This is a genomic window from Paenibacillus sp. F4 (assembly GCF_002894905.1).
Lineage (GTDB): Bacteria > Bacillota > Bacilli > Paenibacillales > Paenibacillaceae > Paenibacillus > Paenibacillus polymyxa_B.
In genome coordinates this window covers 47,557-66,607 of sequence record NZ_POVS01000009.1, presented here as the reverse complement: position 1 = coordinate 66,607, position 19,051 = coordinate 47,557, and the positions used below count along the sequence as shown (strand labels likewise).

Annotated in this window: 16 protein-coding genes and 1 pseudogene; all 17 read left to right on the top strand. The window is 46.5% G+C overall.

Annotated elements, in window-relative coordinates; translation table 11 throughout:
• Positions 1 to 2 precede the first annotated feature (2 nt).
• The 17 genes and pseudogenes from C1T21_RS07225 to C1T21_RS07145 all read left to right on the top strand — a co-directional run bounded on the left by C1T21_RS07225 (position 3) and on the right by C1T21_RS07145 (position 19,038).
• Complete coding sequence (locus tag C1T21_RS07225) at positions 3 to 854, top strand: transporter substrate-binding domain-containing protein (protein ID WP_103047772.1); 852 nt, start codon at positions 3 to 5, stop codon at positions 852 to 854.
• A 76-nt stretch (positions 855 to 930) separates the two neighbouring features.
• Positions 931 to 1,710 carry an amino acid ABC transporter permease gene (locus C1T21_RS07220; RefSeq protein WP_103047771.1) on the top strand — a complete coding sequence of 260 codons (780 nt, stop codon included), beginning with the start codon at positions 931 to 933 and terminating at the stop codon, positions 1,708 to 1,710.
• A complete protein-coding gene (locus tag C1T21_RS07215; RefSeq protein ID WP_103047770.1) occupies positions 1,707 to 2,417 on the top strand; it encodes an amino acid ABC transporter permease in 711 nt (236 codons plus the stop codon). The genes C1T21_RS07220 and C1T21_RS07215 overlap by 4 nt, the downstream gene beginning before the upstream one ends.
• On the top strand, positions 2,414 to 3,166 hold the full coding sequence (locus C1T21_RS07210) for an amino acid ABC transporter ATP-binding protein (protein WP_025722945.1): 753 nt from the start codon (positions 2,414 to 2,416) through the stop codon (positions 3,164 to 3,166). Before C1T21_RS07215 ends, C1T21_RS07210 begins: the two co-directional genes overlap by 4 nt.
• A gap of 15 nt (positions 3,167 to 3,181) precedes the next feature.
• Positions 3,182 to 4,198 carry an LLM class flavin-dependent oxidoreductase gene (locus C1T21_RS07205; protein ID WP_103047769.1) on the top strand — a complete coding sequence of 339 codons (1,017 nt, stop codon included), beginning with the start codon at positions 3,182 to 3,184 and terminating at the stop codon, positions 4,196 to 4,198.
• A gap of 56 nt (positions 4,199 to 4,254) precedes the next feature.
• Positions 4,255 to 5,412, top strand: a complete 1,158-nt coding sequence (locus C1T21_RS07200; RefSeq protein WP_103047768.1) for an amidohydrolase — start codon at positions 4,255 to 4,257, stop codon at positions 5,410 to 5,412.
• A 161-nt stretch (positions 5,413 to 5,573) separates the two neighbouring features.
• Positions 5,574 to 6,305, top strand: a pseudogene (locus C1T21_RS28435) (dockerin); the annotation flags it as partial.
• A 370-nt stretch (positions 6,306 to 6,675) separates the two neighbouring features.
• Positions 6,676 to 8,085, top strand: a complete 1,410-nt coding sequence (locus tag C1T21_RS07190) for a discoidin domain-containing protein (RefSeq protein ID WP_103047767.1) — start codon at positions 6,676 to 6,678, stop codon at positions 8,083 to 8,085.
• A gap of 250 nt (positions 8,086 to 8,335) precedes the next feature.
• Positions 8,336 to 9,271, top strand: coding sequence for an ArsR family transcriptional regulator (locus C1T21_RS07185; protein WP_103047766.1), 936 nt, complete (start codon positions 8,336 to 8,338; stop codon positions 9,269 to 9,271).
• Between the two features lie 202 nt (positions 9,272 to 9,473).
• Entirely contained in the window at positions 9,474 to 11,195 is a 1,722-nt protein-coding gene (locus C1T21_RS07180) for an ABC transporter substrate-binding protein (RefSeq protein ID WP_180984565.1), read from the top strand.
• 107 nt (positions 11,196 to 11,302) lie between these two features.
• Positions 11,303 to 12,256, top strand: coding sequence for an ABC transporter permease (locus C1T21_RS07175; RefSeq protein ID WP_023988364.1), 954 nt, complete (start codon positions 11,303 to 11,305; stop codon positions 12,254 to 12,256).
• Between the two features lie 15 nt (positions 12,257 to 12,271).
• The gene (gene opp4C, locus C1T21_RS07170; protein WP_103047764.1) at positions 12,272 to 13,198 is read left to right on the top strand and encodes an oligopeptide ABC transporter permease; all 927 of its coding nucleotides are present in this window, start codon (positions 12,272 to 12,274) and stop codon (positions 13,196 to 13,198) included.
• 13 nt (positions 13,199 to 13,211) lie between these two features.
• Positions 13,212 to 14,195 (top strand): ABC transporter ATP-binding protein, encoded by a 984-nt coding sequence (locus tag C1T21_RS07165; protein ID WP_013310081.1) that lies wholly within the window; start codon positions 13,212 to 13,214, stop codon positions 14,193 to 14,195.
• Entirely contained in the window at positions 14,188 to 15,156 is a 969-nt protein-coding gene (locus tag C1T21_RS07160) for an ABC transporter ATP-binding protein (protein WP_025724171.1), read from the top strand. The genes C1T21_RS07165 and C1T21_RS07160 overlap by 8 nt, the downstream gene beginning before the upstream one ends.
• A gap of 259 nt (positions 15,157 to 15,415) precedes the next feature.
• Complete coding sequence (rpsN, locus tag C1T21_RS07155) at positions 15,416 to 15,685, top strand: 30S ribosomal protein S14 (RefSeq protein WP_025724172.1); 270 nt, start codon at positions 15,416 to 15,418, stop codon at positions 15,683 to 15,685.
• Between the two features lie 249 nt (positions 15,686 to 15,934).
• A complete protein-coding gene (locus C1T21_RS07150) occupies positions 15,935 to 16,927 on the top strand; it encodes a cation diffusion facilitator family transporter (RefSeq protein WP_103047763.1) in 993 nt (330 codons plus the stop codon).
• Between the two features lie 206 nt (positions 16,928 to 17,133).
• On the top strand, positions 17,134 to 19,038 hold the full coding sequence (locus tag C1T21_RS07145; protein WP_103048247.1) for a heparinase II/III domain-containing protein: 1,905 nt from the start codon (positions 17,134 to 17,136) through the stop codon (positions 19,036 to 19,038).
• Positions 19,039 to 19,051 lie beyond the last annotated feature (13 nt).

Genomic DNA, 19,051 nt, shown 5'->3' with positions numbered 1-19,051 from the left:
ATATGAAAAAGTGGTTTGCAATATTGTCTGTTATGGCAATCATCCTGGTGCTGGCAGGCTGCGGTTCCTCAGATAACGCGTCTAGCGCGTCAGGTTCAAGCGGAGACGTGAAGAAAATTATCGTAGGTACAGGTACTCAATTCAAAAATGTATGCTTTATTGACGAAAACGGAAATTTAACAGGCTTCGATGTGGAGCTGATTAAGGAGCTGGACAAGCGCCTGCCTCAATACGAATTTGAATTCAAAACGATGGACTTTGGAAATTTGCTGCTAAGTCTCGATGCCGGCAAGATTGATCTGGTATCGCATCAAATGGAAAAAAACCCGGAGCGCGAGGCCAAGTATCTGTTCAACAAAAATCCGTATAGCATTTTTCTGAACAGAGTCGCTGTAGCGAAGGATAACAATACCATTCATTCAATTGATGATTTGAAAGGGAAAAAGGTACTCACCAGCCCAACCAGTAATGCGGCGTATGTGCTGAAAGAGTATAACAAAACCCACGGAGAAGCCCTGAATATCGTTTATACGAGTGGTGCAGCCAATGATACGGTGCAACAAATTACGAGCGGCCGTATAGATGCTACCGTTACGACAGACTTTGCGAACCGTTTTAACACCGATGAAAAAGGAGAAGTAGCTCTGAAAACCGTTGGTGATCCTTTGACTCAATCGGATGTGCTGTATGTACTGAACAAAAATGAGCAAGGATTGGCGGATGACCTGGACAAAGCCATTCAGGAAGTGAAGGACGACGGTACGCTGTCGAAGCTGAGCATTAAATGGCTTGGAGAGGATTTCACTAAGTCTCTGGAAGATGTGAAAAAAGAAGGTAGCAGCAGTAAGAAGTAAGGATAGACTTGGACATTTCAGCGGTCAGGGTACTCTATGTATTCTGACCGCTGATGTATAGAAAGGAGGCAGGCATATGAGCAGAGAGTTCAATATTGACTATGTTTTTAGCTTTATCCCGAAAATGCTGTCTTACTTACACATCACCTTATTTATTGTGGCAAGCTCGCTTGTATTGGGGCTTATCATTGGTCTGTTGGTTGCGCTGCCTCGCATGTATAACATTCCATTTCTCAAACGTGTTTCTCAAGTGTATGTTTCCTTTTTTCGCGGAACACCTATTCTAATCCAATTGTTTCTGGTGTATTACGGCCTGCCAGAGCTACTGAAGCTGGTGGATATCAATTCCTCCAGATGGGATGTACTGTGGTTTGCCGTAGCAACCTACGCGCTTAATAGTGGAGCCTTTATTTCCGAAATTATCAGGTCAGGAGTAGAGGCTGTAGATCGGGGACAAATTGAGGCTGCACAGTCCGTCGGCATGTCAGGCTATCAGACCTTTACACGTATCATTATGCCGCAAGCGCTGGCTGTCGTGGTTCCTGTATTTTCCAATCTGGTGATTGGCAATCTGAAGGATACCTCGCTGGCATTTACGATCGGGGCGATGGAGATGACAGGGAAATCACAGACATTAGGGTCGGCTACCCAGCATTTTGTTGAAACCTATATCGCGTTATCCCTTATCTATCTGGTGATCAGTCTGATTTTACAAAAATTGTTCAAGGTACTGGAAAATACGCTTCTCCGGCATGAGCATCGGGACGCAGTGCATAAAGAACCCGAAAAACGAAAAAGTTTTGTGGTGCGTTACCTGAGAAGTCCCCGTCTTAGTAAAGGAGGTAAAGGCATATGAGTCTGGATTTTGGATTTATATATACTGCCTTTTTAGGGTTGTTCTCCGCGTTGCCCAACACCTTAATTATTACGGTGGTTTCCGTGCTGGCAGGGTTGGTCATCGGTATTATAACGGCGCTGGCGCGAATCTATAAGGTTCCTTTGTTGTCCCAGATTTCTCACGGTTACGTTACCTTTATCCGTGGCACACCGATGCTGATGCATTTGCTGCTTATTTATTTCAGTTTGCCTTTGTTGATTGATACGGGAGCGAAGCATTTCGGCTGGCCGCTGCATTCCAAGGATGTTCCTTATATGGTATTTGCACTCATTTCGTTCTCCATTACTAGTGGCGCGTATATGTCTGAGGTCGTCCGTTCTGGAATTCAATCGGTCAACAAGGGACAAATCGAGGCGGCTTATGCCGTCGGTATGACGACGTGGCAGGTGCTGAGACGCATTGTATTTCCGCAGGCGTTCGTGGTGAGTTTGCCAAACCTGACGAATTCCGTTATTGGGATGCTTCATGGCTCTACCTTGGCCTTCACGGTTTCGGTCACAGAAATCCAGGCACAGGCTGAAATTCTGGCATCTACCAACTGGAAATATTTAGAGGTATATATCGCGGCTGCACTGCTATTTTGGGGCTTGACGGTATTAATTGAGCGAATATCCGGCTTGGTGGAGAAAAAAATCAATGTGTTTAATGGAGGTCGAGCATCATGATCCGTCTGCAAAATATTACGAAGTCGTTCGGCAAACATGAAGTGCTCAAAGGCATTGATTTGACCGTGAACAAAGGCGAGGTCGTCGTTATTTTAGGCCCGAGCGGTTCAGGAAAAACGACTCTGCTACGCTGCATTAATTATCTGGAAAAGCCAAATGATGGGGAAGTCAGCATTGGCGATTTTACAGTGAACTGCAAGCGACCTGCGAAGAAGGATGTTTTGGCTCTACGTCAAAAGACGGCTATGGTTTTCCAGCAATACAATTTGTTCAAGCATAAAACAGCACTGGAAAATGTCATGGAGGGACTTGTCGTTGTCCGCAAGGTCAAGCAGGAGGAAGCGAAAAAAATCAGCATCGAAGTGCTGGAAAAGGTCGGTCTGGGTGAAAAGCTGAATCATTATCCAAGCCAGCTATCCGGCGGGCAGCAGCAGCGTGTTGGCATAGCGCGTGCTTTGGCGCTGAACCCGGAAGTGATTTTGTTCGATGAGCCGACTTCGGCGCTGGACCCTGAATTGGTGGGTGAGGTGCTGTCGGTGATCCGCAAGATTGCGAAGGAAGGCATTACAATGATTGTCGTTACACATGAAATGGGCTTTGCGCGCGATGTTTCAAATCATGTGGTATTTATGGATGGCGGTCATATTATCGAGGAAGGTACACCGGACGACATTTTTAACCACCCCAAAGAGGAACGTACCAAACAATTCCTGAAGCGGATTACACCGGAATATAACTATTCAATTTAGACGGGAGAGGGAGACATGAGTATTAAAATCGGAGTATTGGATCAAAGCCCTATACACGAGGGGGAAACAGCAGCGCAGGCCCTTCGTAATACGATTAAGCTAGCACAGCGTGTAGAGGAATTGGGGTTTACGCGCTTCTGGGTATCAGAGCATCACGATTCCGAGCAGGTTGCGGGCTCTTCGCCAGAGGTACTCATTTCCCATTTGCTGGCACGTACTGAGCGTATTAAAGTCGGTTCTGGTGGAGTGATGCTTCAGCATTACAGCCCTTATAAAGTAGCTGAAAACTTTAATGTGCTGTCCTCTCTTGCACCGGGTCGCGTAGATTTGGGAATCGGACGCGCGCCGGGCGGGTTGCCGAAATCCACACAGGCGTTACAACGAAACGTTCATGACGCGCCTTCTCTCGAAGAAAAAATTGATGAAGTAAGTCGCTATATTCATAATATTCCGTCTGAAGAAGGACCGTTAGCCGGGTTACAGGCGAATCCGATTCCAGAAACACCAGCGGATATTTACGTTTTGGGTACAAGTACAGACAGTGCTAGAATTGCTGCGCGTTTGGGGTTGCCCTACGTTTTCTCGCAATTTATCAATAGTAATGAGCAGGTTGCATTACAATCATTCCGTACGTATCGGGAGTCTTTCGATTATAGTTATGGACGTGAGCCGAAAGCTCTTTTTGCGCTTTCAGTCATCGTAGCGGACACTTCCGAGGAAGCTGCGGAGTTAGCAGGTGAGCACAAGCTGTACAAAATTCATCTGGCCAGTGGCAAGACGGCTACGGTGGGCACGCTGGAAAGTGCAGAAGAGTTTGGCAAGCAATCGGGTGAAGAATATACAATTGAAGCTACACAAGCGCAAATTAACAAAGGGAATAAAGACGAAATCTATGCTGTGCTGACGGAAATTCAAGCGAAGTATCAGGCCGATGAGCTGATCGTTACGACAGGAATAAGAGATATACACAAGCGTGTGCGCTCGTTCGAGTTGTTGCATGAAGCTTTTGCCGGATTGCCTGTGCAGTCCTAGATGTTGTTGGTCTGAGAGAATTGTAACTATTTTGGGTTCACGAAGGAGGAATAGGGATGAGTGGATCAACCGGGACGAAGGAGCAGGTTTTGGAGCAGAAGTTGATGGACATTCGCCGCCATCTCCATCGAAATCCCGAGCTATCTAACGAGGAGGTTGAAACTACCGCCTTTATCCGCCGTCTGCTGGAAGAACAGAACATAACCATTCTGGATGTGCCGCTGCGTACCGGATTAGTTGCGGAAATCGGCGGACAGCAGGAAGGGCCAACTGTTGCGCTTCGTGCAGACATTGATGCGTTGCCCATTCAGGAGGAGACGGGATTGCCTTATGCTTCGGTGCACCCCGGCAAAATGCATGCCTGTGGGCATGATTTTCATACCGCATCCCTGTTAGGAGCAGCCGTATTGTTGAAGCAGCGGGAGCAGGAGCTGAAAGGCACGGTTCGGCTGGTGTTCCAGCCAGCTGAGGAAAAGGCCAAAGGCGCTGCCCAAGTGCTGGACAGCGGTGCGTTGGCAGGGGTGCAGGCCATATTTGGCCTACATAACAAGCCGGACCTGCCCGTAGGCACGGTCGGCATCAAAGAAGGTCCGCTAATGGCAGCGGCGGATGGTTTTTACATCGAGGTGGAGGGTCTGAGCACACATGCGGCAGTGCCGCATGCAGGGATTGACCCCATCGTGGTATCGTCACATATCATTACGGCGCTGCAATCCATTGTGAGTCGGAGCGTTAATCCGCTGGATAGCGCGGTCATTAGCGTCACGAAGCTGCACAGTGGCAACGCCTGGAACATCATTCCTGACCGTGCCCATTTGGACGGAACCATTCGCACATTTGACGAGAACGTTCGCGCCCAGGTGACTGAGCGCTTCGAGCAGGTCGTAAAAGGTGTTGCGGATGCTTTCGGCACGAAAGCATCCATCCGCTGGATCGAGGGTCCGCCACCTGTGCTGAATGACGGTAAGTTGGCCGCCATCGCGGAGGAGGTGGCCGAAGCGGCCGGTCTGGAAGTCGTTCGCCCCATACCGTCCTCGGCGAGCGAGGATTTTGGGTTTTATCAGAAGAACATCCCCGGTGTGTTTGTCTTTGTCGGTACTGCGGGAAGCCAGGAATGGCATCATCCTGCCTTTGATCTGGACGAACGCGCGTTGCCCGGAACAGCGAAGCTACTGGCTTCACTGGCTGAGTCGGCATTGATATCCATAGAGTAGGAGCGTGAGCCTAGTCTATGGATACTTATCCCCTCCTTGGAGAGGGGATATTTTTGTTTGACGCTATATCATTCCAATGATAGTATAAAATTGTAATTTTATTCAAAAACGAGAGTGGGTGTAATAAGAGAGTAGGCGTTGTCCTTTTAGATCTCGTAAAAATAAAAGGTAGCTCAACCAACCGTAAAAATTTGATTTTTGATCAAATTGATGCGGGAAAAGGAACGCTAAATTATGTAGTGCGTTGGCAATCCTCTAAAAATATCACTCTTCAGCAGCGTAAAGATATGGCTTCCATGCTGAGTCGCCAAATCAATAATTGGAATAAGCAGTTGAAAGGGTATGATGGCTGGCCTTATAACAATATTACAGTAAAAATAGTAGGCTGGGCCGTTGCGAATCCATCACAGATTCTTAACAAACTATCTAATGAAATCGTTTACACGGTTACCATTACGGATAACTTAAGTAAAACAGACCCGAATATTCCAGCTAAACTTCCGGTTGCTCCTAACGCACTATCGAGATTTGAACATTTTATGGACCCTAACTATTCTTACCCGGGTGGCCTGGACAAGCGGTTTGATATGTACTTATGAGGAACGTCCAATTTTCAAGGCGGAGCCGGCGGGGATTGGGGCAACGTATGCCTGATGATTATATCCTGAACACCTTGAATTCGGATGAAATCCAGATTACAGAGCACGAGATGGGGCATGGATTCCGGCTTGCCTGACTTCTATGAAGAACATGAGCGTCCACCCGGTGGGTTTCCTGTGCCAACTATTATGTGGGCCGGAAATTCTCCCAAAATAATAGAGTGGGATACCTGGATGTTGCGTTATACCTGGAGCCAGGTTAAGAAGGATACCTCTCGTTTTCCTAACCGCTAAAAAATGCTAGAGTAGTGTGAAAAAGCTTATAAATAGAGCCGTTTGTTCCAAAATCAAATTCGGTGGTGGAATTGATTTAGTGAATAAACGGTTTTTTCATTTTATAAAATACCAGTTTTGTGCATGCAAAGATCAAGTATATGTTCCAATATACGATTAAAATGACTAATTTAAATCATTAAGGAAAATATTGACGATGCAATAATCCAGTGATAATATGATTTGTGATTATTTACAAAAAACGACAAGGAGATTTGATAGTGTACTCTTGATCTCCTAGATTAGTTCGCAAACACGAAAAGAGAGGTGATAGAGATAGTCGTTTCAAGAAAACTATTGCAATAATACAAATGGATATGGAGGTACATACATGTTGAACAGAAAAGGAATGATGATGGCTTCTTTTTCAGTAGTCATTGCTAGTTCATTACTGATGGGAAACGCTAGTTTTGTATCAGCGGATTCTCATCTAAACGGGGATTCTGTGGTTGCGGCAACGGGTGATTCGACGTTAGCTGATATGCCAGCTTATCTCAAATCCTCAGTGGAATGGGTTTGGAAGAATAGAATGTTGACCGAAGGCTCGACGGCTCGTAAAAATACGATTTTTGATCAAATTTTTGCGGGAAAAGGGACTCTTAATTATGTTATACGCTGGCAATCCTCTAAGCCCGTCACACTGAAGCAACGCCAGGATATTGCTAAAATGATAGATCGGCAGATGAACCATTGGACAGATCATCTTCAAGGATATGACGGTTGGCCCTATAAGAATATTAAAGTAAAAGTGGTAGGCTGGGCTGTTGCCGATCCTTCACTGCTCCTGAACAAGCAGCCTGACGAGGTCATTTATACGGATACCATTACAGATACACTAGCTTCTGAAAAACCGGAAATTCCTGCTGCGCTTCCAGTTGCGCCTAATGAAATATCCCGATTTGAGCATTTTTCGGACCCAAACTATTCGTATCCAGGTGGATTGGATAAACGCTTTGATATGTATCTCTGGGCCACAGAAAATTTTGGCGGGGGAGCCGGCGGCGACTGGGGACAGCGTATGAATGATGAATACGTTCTGAGTACGGTGAACGCTGATGAGATTGAGATTACTGAACATGAAATTGGTCACGGATTTGGATTAAACGATTTTTATGAAGAACATGAGCGTCCACCAGGTGGATTCCCAACGAACACCATTATGTGGGCCGGCAATTCCGATCATATCACGGACTGGGATGTTTGGATGCTGCGGTATACCTGGAGTCAGCTCAAAAAGGATACGGCTCGTTTTCCAACCACGACTAAAGACGACGATGGTCCAATTGAAACAGACCCTGATGAAATCGTGAACATTGCACCTGCGGCAACGGCTAGCAGCTCTTATACTTCATCTTGGGAAAATGTAAGCGCGCTAAACGATGGATTTGAACCTGCCGATTCCAACGATAGAAGTCATGCCGTGTACGGTAACTGGCCTGAGACAGGTACACAATGGGTCCAATATGATTTTGATCAAGAATATACGATATCCCAAACCGATGTATATTGGTTCAAAGATGGCGCTGGCATTGATGTTCCTAAGTCTTACAAGATTAAGTACTGGAATGGTCAGGGCTGGTCTAATGTCAAGCAGGCCAAAGGGCTGGGCACCGCGGTAGATCAATATAATACGACTACTTTTACGCCTGTAAAAACAGCGAAATTAAGAATTGAAATGGTATCCAAAGGTTCAGCATCCACAGGGATATTAGAGTGGAAAGTAGCAGCTAACAAACATTAAACATCATACTATTTGTCCAGAGGTTGTCTCCTACAATATTTGTGGGAGACAACCTTTTCTAATTCATAGCTGAACAGTTAGTGTCTGATGAGATCAGGCTTTTTTTGCGCCTTGATTATGACGCTTGTATCCTTCATATTTGTATCTGTCTTTTGCTAAATTCTCGTATGAATGGCTCACTAAGAATGAACGGGTGTACGATAGTATGTATAATGGACATCAGACATGAAAGAAAAGAGGACAGAAAGCGATGAGTCACGACGTGAATGCTCCTTACGATGTACATGTAGCATATGGACCGGTGTTTGAGCTGCTCAGCAGCTTACACACCTTTATTTGCCGCAAGGCTTACAAGAAGACCGATTTATCAGCCGGGTGGGCGGAGCAAGTGCGTGGAACGCTGTCCCCAGGTTTGTCCGAATTGCTGGAGTCCATGGAAATCAATGCAGATTGGAAGGTCATTTATGGACTCGTCTGTATGCTTTCTGATCAGGGGAACGTTGAAGAGGTCGTAGACCGTCTGGAGAACCGGACTGTACAGGAATTAAACGAACAGGCATCAGCCTATGGGATACCGCTGCCTGACGACATGGAGAAGCTTCGCAAACTTGCTTTGCAACTGCTATCTGGCTGGGACGAGGAGTATTTTCGCCATGTGGATATAAGTATTCTAAGCGGTCTGGAACAGGAAACTGAACGAAGAAATAAGGAGAAGGGCATATATAGCTCTATGGAATGGGTGGATCGTACCACTAATGGCTTCCGGTTCGAGCCTTCCGAAGGACTGACGCGCGTGTTGCTGGTGCCTCAATACCATTTTCAGCCGATTAATATCATTTATCGATTTGGATCGCTCCTGCTGTGTCATTATTCGGCAGGTATTTATGTTCAGGAGGACGATTTTTTATCCCCACAGGAATATCGAATGATCCGAAGTTTGGGGGAGAAGAGCAGGCTTAAGATTTTAAAATATTTGTATCAAAGCCAGTCTCCACGAACCTTTATTGAGATTGTCCGTCATCTCAAGCTGTCCAAGGGAATCACGCACGACCATATTTTTAAGCTCCGGGCCTCTGGCTTCATCCATGCACATTTTGATGGCGAAACATTACTCGGATATAGCGCACGGCTTTCGGCAGTAGATGAAATGCATCGGAGCATCCTGGGCTTTATGGAGCGAAATTAGGCTGTACGCACCAGTTAGACTTTAACACTTTAAATAAATAGACGTCGATCATTGGGAATCCAGATGAGTTGACGTCTATTTTTTTACATAAAAAATGGAGTTCTCTCTTTACAGAACCGGAATAGATTCCTATAATGAGATTTATCTTATTAATTACAACTTGTTCGATCGGAATTTACTAAATTAAATCGGGGGGATTATTTTGAAAAAGGGAATCATTCTACTCAGCAGTCTACTTCTGGCAAGTTCTACCTTATTAGCAGCTTGCTCTAGTGGTGGATCAGATAGCGCTAGCGATGCTACTTCGCAAAATAGTGATGCCGCACAGACAGTCGCTACAGCGCAGCCATTAACAAGTCTGGTACAAGCTTCTGATTTATCCAAATTGCCGGAAGTGTCCAAAAAGAGAAGCGACACGATTATTGTTGGTCTGACTGACCCAGCTGGGGTGTTTACTCCGTATTTTAACCAAAGCGGCTATGACGGCAACGTGATTTCGCAGTTGTGGACTCCGCTGGTCACGGTAGATGAGAAGGGGCTTCCGCTGCCCAATCTGGCTAAGAGCTGGGATATTTCCAAGGATAATCTAACGTATACGTTTCATCTGGTTCCCGGTACAAAATTCAGTGATGGCTCTCCTTTGACAGCTGAGGATATCGCTTTTACCTGGACGTTGATCTATGACAAAGCCTATCCTGGTGACAGCCAAATCCGAAAGCTGAACATTAAAGGCGGCAAAGACTATACGGAAGGCAAGGCAAAACAAATTGCAGGAATCAAGGTGATTGATGAGCAGACCATTTCTGCGACGTTGGAAAAACCAAACGCGCTTGCTTTGCCGATTCTGGGTGAGTATGTACTGTCCAAAGCCTACTACGGCAAGGATTATAAGTTCGGAGAGCTGGATTATTTTAAGAATCTACATAGTAGTCCTCTGGGGAATGGGGCTTATAAGTTAGAAAAATTCATTCCGGGGCAAGAAGTTCGTCTAGAGGCGAATGATTACTTTTTCAAAGGCAAACCGAAAACACAGCATTTCATTTACAAAACAGCAGAAGGCGACGCTTGGCAATTCATAGAAACAGGCGATACCGATTTTGCTCAATTCACCGCAACTCAGGAAAATATCGATAAACTAAAAGGGCTTGGCTTTTTAAACATTTTGCCGTATACCCCTAGCACTTACGGATATTTACAAGTAAATCTTGAAAATGAAAAGCTTAAGGATAAAAAGGTTCGTCAAGCATTGACCTATGGACTGGATCGGAAAAGCATTTATGTCGACGCAGCTCAGGGAGCAGGGGCGGTCGCAAATATTCCAGCTTCCCCAATATTCTGGTCTTACACGACCGATGGAATCAATCCATACAACTACGACCCGGAGCAAGCGAAAAAGCTGCTGGATGAAGCGGGCTGGGTAGAAGGTAGTGACGGTATCCGTGAGAAAAACGGACAGAAGCTGACCATTCACCTGCTGACCTCTAAACGTCCAGAAACAGACACCTTTATTGCGCTTGCGGCTGAAAACTACAAAGCGATTGGCGTTGACCTACAGCCGGAAATCTTTGCAGACTTTAATGCAATGGTCGCCAAAGTAGAAGGTAAAGATTATGATCTTGCCGCCTTCTCGACAGGCATGCTGACAGATCCATCAGATGGAATCGAGCAATTCGTCAATGGAGAAGTCAAGGGATATAACAATCCAAAGGTAAAAGAGCTATATGAAAAAGGCTTGTCTACGACGAATATGGAAGAACGCAAGAAAATATATCAAGAATTATATGTGCTGCTAAACGATGAACTGCCCGTTATTTTTACCAACTATAAGAAGACGGTGTATGCCTACAATGGTCGGATGGAACATGTAAAGGTCAGTCCGTTCATTGGCTTGTCTGGTAATCTGTTCGAATGGTCCCTTAAATAAGCCACATTTGCGGGCCCCTTGTGAAGAACATCAGGTTCGGATCAAGGGGCCTCCCAAATGGGGGAAACGTAATGAGTAGCCTGACCTTGAATTGAAAGGAGTCTGTCATGAGCTCGTTTTTAACGAAAAGACTGACGTATATGGTTATTATTTTGTTGGCTGCTTCGATGATGATTTTTTTCCTGTATGCCATGACACCGGGAGATTTCATTAGCGGCAATCTGAAGCTGTCGCCGGAGAGAAAAGCGGAGCTGAGGGAAATTTACGGCCTGAATAAGCCTATTCTTGAACGCTATGGAAATTGGCTAGGCAATGCGCTGCACGGCAATTTTGGTTATTCGCTTGCTCAGCAGAAGCCGGTGCTGACCTTATTTAATGAGTATATCTGGAACTCGTTTTTGCTGGCCGTTGTATCGACCTTCCTGACCTGGTTTATCGCGGTCATTATCGGTGTGGTTGCTGCTTATAAGCAGTATTCATGGTTTGATACTTTGGTAATGGTGGTGATTTTCGCTGCCATGTCTGTGCCCTCTTTTTTTATTGGGTTGTATCTGATTAAAATCGCAGCGGTTGACCTGAAGTGGTTGCCACCCGGTGGCATGCTCAATACGGGCAGTAACGCTACAGGTATGGAGTATGTGAAGGAGGTTCTCCAGCATATGACCTTGCCAGTGATCGTTATGACGCTGCTGGGACTGGGGTCGTTGACTCGCTACTTCCGTAGCAATATGATCGACGTGATCCAGCAGGATTATATACGCACGGCCCGTGCAAAGGGCTTAAAGGAAAGAAAGGTACTTTTTACGCACGCATTGAGAAATGCATTGCTGCCTGCCATTACGCTCGTTGGCTTCGAATTACCTGCGCTGTTTGGCGGGTCCCTGATTATTGAAAAGATTTTTAATTGGCCAGGAATCGGTCAGTTGTACATGCAATCCTTTTCGCTCCGGGATTATCCGCTACTTATGGGCTTTACGATGCTGATTGCCATATTGAGCGTTATCGGGACACTGTTGTCCGATATTTTGTATCGCATCGCGGACCCGCGTGTGAAAGTGTAAGAAGGGGGCTAAGGAATGTCATCCGTGAGCAGTAATTTGAGCAAGAGCAACGGCAGACTGCGAACAACTGTTAAATCTTCAATGTGGCAGCAAGCGCTCCGGCAGCTGTTCAAAAACAAGCTTGCTATGGCTGGTCTGCTCGTCGTGGTATTTATGTTTTTGCTCTGTTTTATCGGTCCGTTATTTTCTCCTTATTCCGATAATAAAACAAATATATTAATGATGAACAAGGCGCCAAATATCCATCACTGGTTAGGAACAGACAAGCTGGGACGGGATGTGCTGACACGTGTGATGCAGGCAGGTCAAATTTCTCTTACCGTGGGTTTGGCTTCAATGGTATTGTCAGTCTTTTTGGGGGCTACGCTGGGGGTCATATCCGCATATTTTCGCGGGATTGCGGATCAGATTATTATGCGCGTTGCTGATTTGCTGCTGACGATTCCCAGTTTGCCCCTGCTATTTATTATGGGCGCGCTGCTATCTGACTGGAAGGTTCCACCCGATCAACGGATGTATATTGTCATGCTGATGCTTAGTCTGGTTAACTGGCCGGGGATTGCACGAATGGTGAGGGGCCAGATGCTTAGTTTGCGGGAACGTGAATTTATGCAAGCCGCGACGGTACTGGGACTCTCGAATCGTCGAAAACTGTTCAAGCATCTGCTGCCGAATATTTTACCGTTGTTGATCGTTATCGCTACATTGAATATTGGCGGAGCTATCTTGAGTGAATCTGTACTCAGCTTCTTTGGCCTTGGCGTGCTGCCCACGACACCAACTTGGGGCAATATGATTGATGCCGCTAACAATGTGCTGGATTTTCAGCAACGACCGTGGTTGTGGATACCGCCAGGACTGTCTATTTTTGCTACAGTCATCGCTATTAATATTTTTGGTGACGGGCTGAGGGATGTACTTGACCCGAAACATAAGAGGTAGGTGATCATACACCATGGACAATTTACTTTCCATTGAACATTTAAGCACTCATTTTTATACAGAAGAAGGAACGGTTAAAGCGGTGGATGATATCAGCTTCCGTGTGAAGCCGGGGGAAACGGTATGCATTGTCGGTGAATCGGGATGCGGCAAAAGTATTACCGCGATGTCGATCATGGGTCTCATCCAGAGTCCTGGTGGTAAAGTGGCAGGCGGAAGCATCCGCTTTGAGGAAACCGATCTGCTAGAGCTTAGTAGAAATGAGATGCGCACGATTCGCGGTCATGAAATCTCCATGATCTTTCAGGAGCCGATGTCTTCATTGAATCCAGTCATGACCATTGGTGAACAGCTATCCGAACCACTGATTGAGCATTTGAAAATGGGCCGTAAGGAAGCTCGTAAGCGAGCACTGGAGCTGATCGAACAGGTCGGTATATCCCGGCCGGAGCAGATTTTAAAAAGCTATCCGCATGAGCTGAGCGGGGGGATGCTGCAGCGAATTATGATTGCCATTGCTGTTTCTTGTGGTCCCAAGCTGCTTATCGCGGATGAGCCAACCACCGCGCTGGATGTAACGATTCAGGCGCAAATCCTGGATATGCTGCGTGAATTTAAAGCCCAATCTAATATGTCGCTCATGCTAATCACCCATGATCTGGGTGTTGTCGCCGAAATGGCTGATTACGTCATTGTGATGTATGCAGGCAAGATCGTCGAGGAAGGCGAAGTGGTACAGCTGTTTAATCATCCCAAGCATCCTTATACACAAGGGTTACTAAAATCCAAACCGGTGCTTAATCAGCGCCAAGAGGAACTGTATTCCATTCCCGGGCAGGTACCTAATCCGCTGGAGCTGACGACTTCCTGTTATTTTCACGACCGCTGTGGGCATTGCATGGACATTTGCCGTATAAAAGAGCCTACATTAAAAGAAGTTTCAGCTCAGCAGAAAGCATCCTGCTGGTTATATGAGGAGGCGGTTGTTCATGGCTGAGCCGTTGTTGGAAATAGACCGCTTAAAAACGTACTTTCCGGTGAAGTCCGGATTTATGAACCGTACTTCAGGACATGTGCGGGCGGTAGACGATATTAGCTTTACGATCCGTCAGGGTGAAACCTTTGGATTGGTAGGGGAATCGGGGAGCGGTAAAAGCACGGTGGGCCGCACGATTGTTAGATTGACGGATAAAACGGACGGTACCGTAAAATACAAAGGGGTAGATCTGCACAGCCTGTCTGCCAAAGGGATGCAGGAACTTCGTCCCAAAATTCAGCTGATCTTTCAAGACCCGTACAGCTCGCTGAATCCGCGTGTACGGATTGGTGATGCCATTGGTGAGGCGTTACTGGATCACGGTATAGCAACGAAGGAGGAGGTCCGGCAGATTGTGCTGGACGTGCTCAAGCTATGTGGATTGTCAGAGTATCATATCGACCGTTTTCCCCATGAATTTTCGGGAGGTCAACGCCAACGGATCGGCATTGCCCGAGCGCTGGCGCTTCAGCCGGATCTAATTATCGCTGATGAGCCGGTATCAGCGCTGGATGTGTCCATACAGGCGCAGATTATTAACCTATTCGCCAAATTGCAGGCCGAACGGGGTCTGACATACTTGTTCATCTCGCATGATTTGAGCGTGGTGGAACATTTGTGTTCCCGTATTGGCGTAATGTATCTAGGCTCCATGGTCGAAACGGCTTCGCGTGACGAGCTATTCGGGAATCCGTTGCATCCGTATACGAAGGCGTTGCTGTCGGCTGTACCTATTCCGGTGCCGAAGCTGAAAAGAGAACGAATTTTGCTCAAGGGGGATATTCCTAGTCCGGTTAATCCGCCTTCGGGCTGCAAGTTCCACACTCGCTGCCCCTTTGCAATCGATCGTTGCTCTAAAGAAATTCCACTCTATCGTGAGGCTCGTCTAGATCACTGGGTAGCTTGCCATTTGGCTGAATGAACAGAGCTAGTCAACAAATTTTAAAGCCGTTGAAACGGCAGACCGATCGCAAGAGTGAAGGGGGCTACTGTTTCAACGGCTTTTTAATGTTGTGATTCAAACCGCTTGGTTGACAACACACCTGGAGTAACGTTATATTAAATAATAATCGTAATGATTACTATTTAATGTGAAATCAAGTCCATATCCGTGTTCATCAATCTCGTGGTAGTGATGGTGAACCTTCATGATTGGCATATATCACAAGGAGGAGCTTTACATGGCCAAGAAGTCAAAAGTCGTAAAAGAGAAGAAACGCCAGGAAATTGTAGCTAAATATGCGGATCTGAGACGTGAATTGAAAGCAAAAGGGGACTACGAAGCTTTGCAAAAGCTTCCGCGTGACTCATCTTCAACCCGCCTGAAAAGCCGTTGCGAGCTGACAGGCAGACCCAGAGGATACTTGCGCAAATTCAAGCTGTCTCGTATCGCATTTCGCGAGTTGGCACATAAAGGCCAAATTCCAGGAATTACGAAATCAAGCTGGTAAACAGGCACTTATGTCGATCGTCAGCGCATGGAGATTATCTGTGTTGTTAACCTGAGGGTATGTCTGATAGAAGGTTGTAACGGGAATGCTTCATGTCGTAGGGGGACATGGGGCATTCCTTTTCCATGGAAAATATTATCGTTTGTATTGATTCTCCTCAGATGGTTAGGTAGAATATGGACGGGTTAAAAATAATACATAACAAACGATTATATATCAGATTATGTATACCTCAGGAGGAGCTACAATATGGAAGTGAAACAGAGAGAGGACTCCTTTTGGAGTATGGTCAAAAAAGGAAACAAATCCTCTGGCTCGGCGGCGTTAGGTAATACCGGCATTGCTCTGATTAAGGGGATTGCTTTTGCCTTGACGGGCAGCGGCTCTATGTTTGCTACGATGATGCATTCCATTGCGGATGCAGTGAATCAAATGTTTGTATTTGCGGGCAGTGTACTGGCAGAGAAAAAACCGACAAAACGCTTTCCTACTGGCTTTGGACGAGTGATTAACCTGTTTTGTATGGTTGCCGTTATTGTCGTAACGATTATGGCCTATGAAACCGCATTGGAAGGCATTCATTTGCTGCAGCATCCGGCTGAATCTACACATGGATTTTGGATTAATGTAGTAGTGCTGATTTTGTCACTAGTGGTGGACGGATTTGTATGGAGCAAAGCGATGAAAGAAGTGCTGCATGAATCCAGAGTAGAAGCGAAGGGGCTAAGCATTTTCACCACTGCGTTCCGCCATGTGGGGCGTGCTGCACCGCCAACCCGTCTGGTGTTTTATGAAGATTTGGTAGCAACAACGGGTGGAGTACTTGCTCTGCTAGCAGTGGTGGTCACATCGCTGACAGATTTTAAACTGCTGGACGGCATTTCGAGTATACTCATCGGTTGTCTGATGGTCGGTGTTGCTTTCCGGGTCGGTTACGACAACATGGTAGGTTTGATCGGTGTATCTGCTCCTCCTGATATCGAAGAACGTGTGGCTTCCATTATTCTCGCAGATACACATGTAACGGATATTTATCAAATGCGTATTTTGCAGGAGGGACGCTACTATCACGTGGAAGGGTTGATTGAGCTTACACCGGGCATGACGCTGGCAGATGCTGACGATATTAAATTTAGAGTCGAGGACGCTTTGCTACGTGATCCTAATATCTCAGATGCAGCATTGGGTATTCTGGAAGATGACGGGATTAGAAAGTGGAAACAAGAGAACCCCACAGTTTAGAAAAAATGATCAAAGCGAATCTGGACGGGGATTGGCAATAGTGTAAAACAAGAACTTCCATGACCACGGCAACGGGGCAAGGAGGTTCTTTTATTTTTCTCCATTGTTTTACTACCCCTTTGAATTTAGGATGATTGTTAGATACAATGAAAGCGTTAACAAAAAAAGAAGGTGAAACAAATGCTTCTCATGAGGAGGAAATGCAAATGAGTCTTCTGAGGGAGGCTTGGCCTGCTTCACGGCTCGTTAAGGCGCTGGCTGGCGGCATGCAGGATTCAGCAAGGCAACGGTTAAGGAGTAATTGGACAAAAAGGCTGCGGACGACTGTCTCTGAGCCGATATACGCCGAACTTTGGATGGATATTGAGCGTGTCTGTAAAGATAATCGGGAAACATCATGGCCTGAACTGCCGTTGTTTCTGTTTCGGGAATTTGCTAATACAGGAGAGCGCAAGCCGTATGAGGATGTGTACTTTGAACGGCGTGGACGACTGGTTGCTATAGTGCTGGAAGCTGTTGTCAAGCCGGAGCCTCGAAAGATGAAAGAGGTGGAAAGCGGTCTGCTGGACATATGCAGCGAGTACACATGGGCGCTTCCTGCACATGTCAATGAAGAGGACACAGTAACACCGCCTTGGCAGCAGGTGGATTTATTCGCGTCCGAAACAGCACAAACGCTGGTTGAAATTTTATTGCTGCTAGGAGAACAACTGGCTAGCCATGTGGTCGCTCAGGTGCACGAAGAGATCGAACGTCGTGTGCTGGAACCCGTTTTTTGGAAGCCTCGTCATTTTGGATGGGAAACCGCAGATCATAATTGGTCGGCAGTATGTGCTTCCGGTTGCGGAATTGCAGCATTGCTGCTGGTAGAAGACGACTTTCCCAGAGCGGTAGCCATCGAGAGTATGCTGGGCGCGCTGGATTGTTTTTTGGCAGGCTACAGAGAGGACGGGGGATGTCCCGAAGGCGTAGGTTACTGGGTATACGGCTTTGGTTATTTCACTTATTTTGCCGATATGCTGCGTGAGTTTACCGAGGGAGCTGTGGATATTCTGAACTCGGAAAAGGTTAGGCAAATCGCAGCCTTTGCAGAGCGGGTTCATCTGTCGAATGGAATTTTCGCTAATTATTCGGACAGTAGTGAAACGGAACGATTGCCTTCCGGACTCATCTCTCATTTGAATTCATTGCAAGAACGACCATCTACACTCCCTTTCCGCGTACCTGGTCTGTTGGAAGACCCCTGTCGCCGCTGGGCTCATGTATTGCGCAACTTGGTCTGGACGAATCCTCTGGCATTCGGGAGCGGTGAGACCGTTACCAATTATTTGCCGCAACTCGGTTGGCTGATGTGCCGCAGCCGCAGTTCCAGCCATAGTGGACCCGGAAGCCAAAAGGGTGAACCAGGTGTCATGCTTGCATTTTCAGCGAAGGCTGGGCATAACAATGAACCGCACAATCATAACGATCTTGGACATTTCATCCTTCATGGCGGTGGCGAAAATATATTGTGTGATCTGGGAGCAGGCTTGTACACGAAAGCCTATTTTTCATCGGGACGAGAGTCGATTATCAATATCTCCTCCGGCGGTCATTCCGTGCCTGTCATCAATGGGACTATGCAGCAATCGGGCGCACAGGCAAAGGCGGCTGTGCTGAATATTGCTTTGGATGAGCAAGAGGAGGTACAGACGGGCACAAGGCTTAAGCTTGATTTGACATCTGCTTATCCCGTAGAAGAATTGGCAGTCTTCACCCGCTCCTTTACATGGAATGTGCTGGAGGGAAACGAGGAAGCAAGGCTTGCCGTCACCGATCATTTTGAGTTTGAGACGTCTGGCGTGAGCATGAAGTCATGGGATGTGGAGGAGCTTTTCATCAGTCGTATTCAGCCTAATCTGGGAGCAGGCTTCGTGGAATGGAAGGGAGCGAACGCAGGGGTCAGGTTAGATTATGATGCCAGCGTGCTACGGGCGGGGTTGGAGGCTGTGAAGCACATAGATCATGACGGAGCTCCCTTTGTGTTTTATAAAACATCGCTGCAACTGGACTCCAATCAATGGAACGGTTCTGCAAGCGTAGATTGCAATCTGTTTTTTACCATACATTAATTTTCATTTTGAA

Excerpts from the sequence above, each read along its gene's own strand:
- C1T21_RS07215 (WP_103047770.1), top strand. The coding sequence starts at position 1,707 with ATGAGTCTGGATTTTGGATTTATATATACTGCCTTTTTAGGGTTGTTC.
- rpsN (WP_025724172.1), top strand. The coding sequence starts at position 15,416 with ATGGCCAAGAAGTCAAAAGTCGTAAAAGAGAAGAAACGCCAGGAAATT.
- C1T21_RS07225 (WP_103047772.1), top strand. The coding sequence starts at position 3 with ATGAAAAAGTGGTTTGCAATATTGTCTGTTATGGCAATCATCCTGGTG.
- C1T21_RS07165 (WP_013310081.1), top strand. The coding sequence starts at position 13,212 with ATGGACAATTTACTTTCCATTGAACATTTAAGCACTCATTTTTATACA.
- C1T21_RS07210 (WP_025722945.1), top strand. The coding sequence starts at position 2,414 with ATGATCCGTCTGCAAAATATTACGAAGTCGTTCGGCAAACATGAAGTG.
- C1T21_RS07160 (WP_025724171.1), top strand. The coding sequence starts at position 14,188 with ATGGCTGAGCCGTTGTTGGAAATAGACCGCTTAAAAACGTACTTTCCG.
- C1T21_RS07145 (WP_103048247.1), top strand. The coding sequence starts at position 17,134 with ATGAGTCTTCTGAGGGAGGCTTGGCCTGCTTCACGGCTCGTTAAGGCG.
- C1T21_RS07185 (WP_103047766.1), top strand. The coding sequence starts at position 8,336 with ATGAGTCACGACGTGAATGCTCCTTACGATGTACATGTAGCATATGGA.
- C1T21_RS07175 (WP_023988364.1), top strand. The coding sequence starts at position 11,303 with ATGAGCTCGTTTTTAACGAAAAGACTGACGTATATGGTTATTATTTTG.
- C1T21_RS07190 (WP_103047767.1), top strand. The coding sequence starts at position 6,676 with ATGTTGAACAGAAAAGGAATGATGATGGCTTCTTTTTCAGTAGTCATT.
- C1T21_RS07150 (WP_103047763.1), top strand. The coding sequence starts at position 15,935 with ATGGAAGTGAAACAGAGAGAGGACTCCTTTTGGAGTATGGTCAAAAAA.
- C1T21_RS07200 (WP_103047768.1), top strand. The coding sequence starts at position 4,255 with ATGAGTGGATCAACCGGGACGAAGGAGCAGGTTTTGGAGCAGAAGTTG.
- C1T21_RS07205 (WP_103047769.1), top strand. The coding sequence starts at position 3,182 with ATGAGTATTAAAATCGGAGTATTGGATCAAAGCCCTATACACGAGGGG.
- opp4C (WP_103047764.1), top strand. The coding sequence starts at position 12,272 with ATGTCATCCGTGAGCAGTAATTTGAGCAAGAGCAACGGCAGACTGCGA.
- C1T21_RS07220 (WP_103047771.1), top strand. The coding sequence starts at position 931 with ATGAGCAGAGAGTTCAATATTGACTATGTTTTTAGCTTTATCCCGAAA.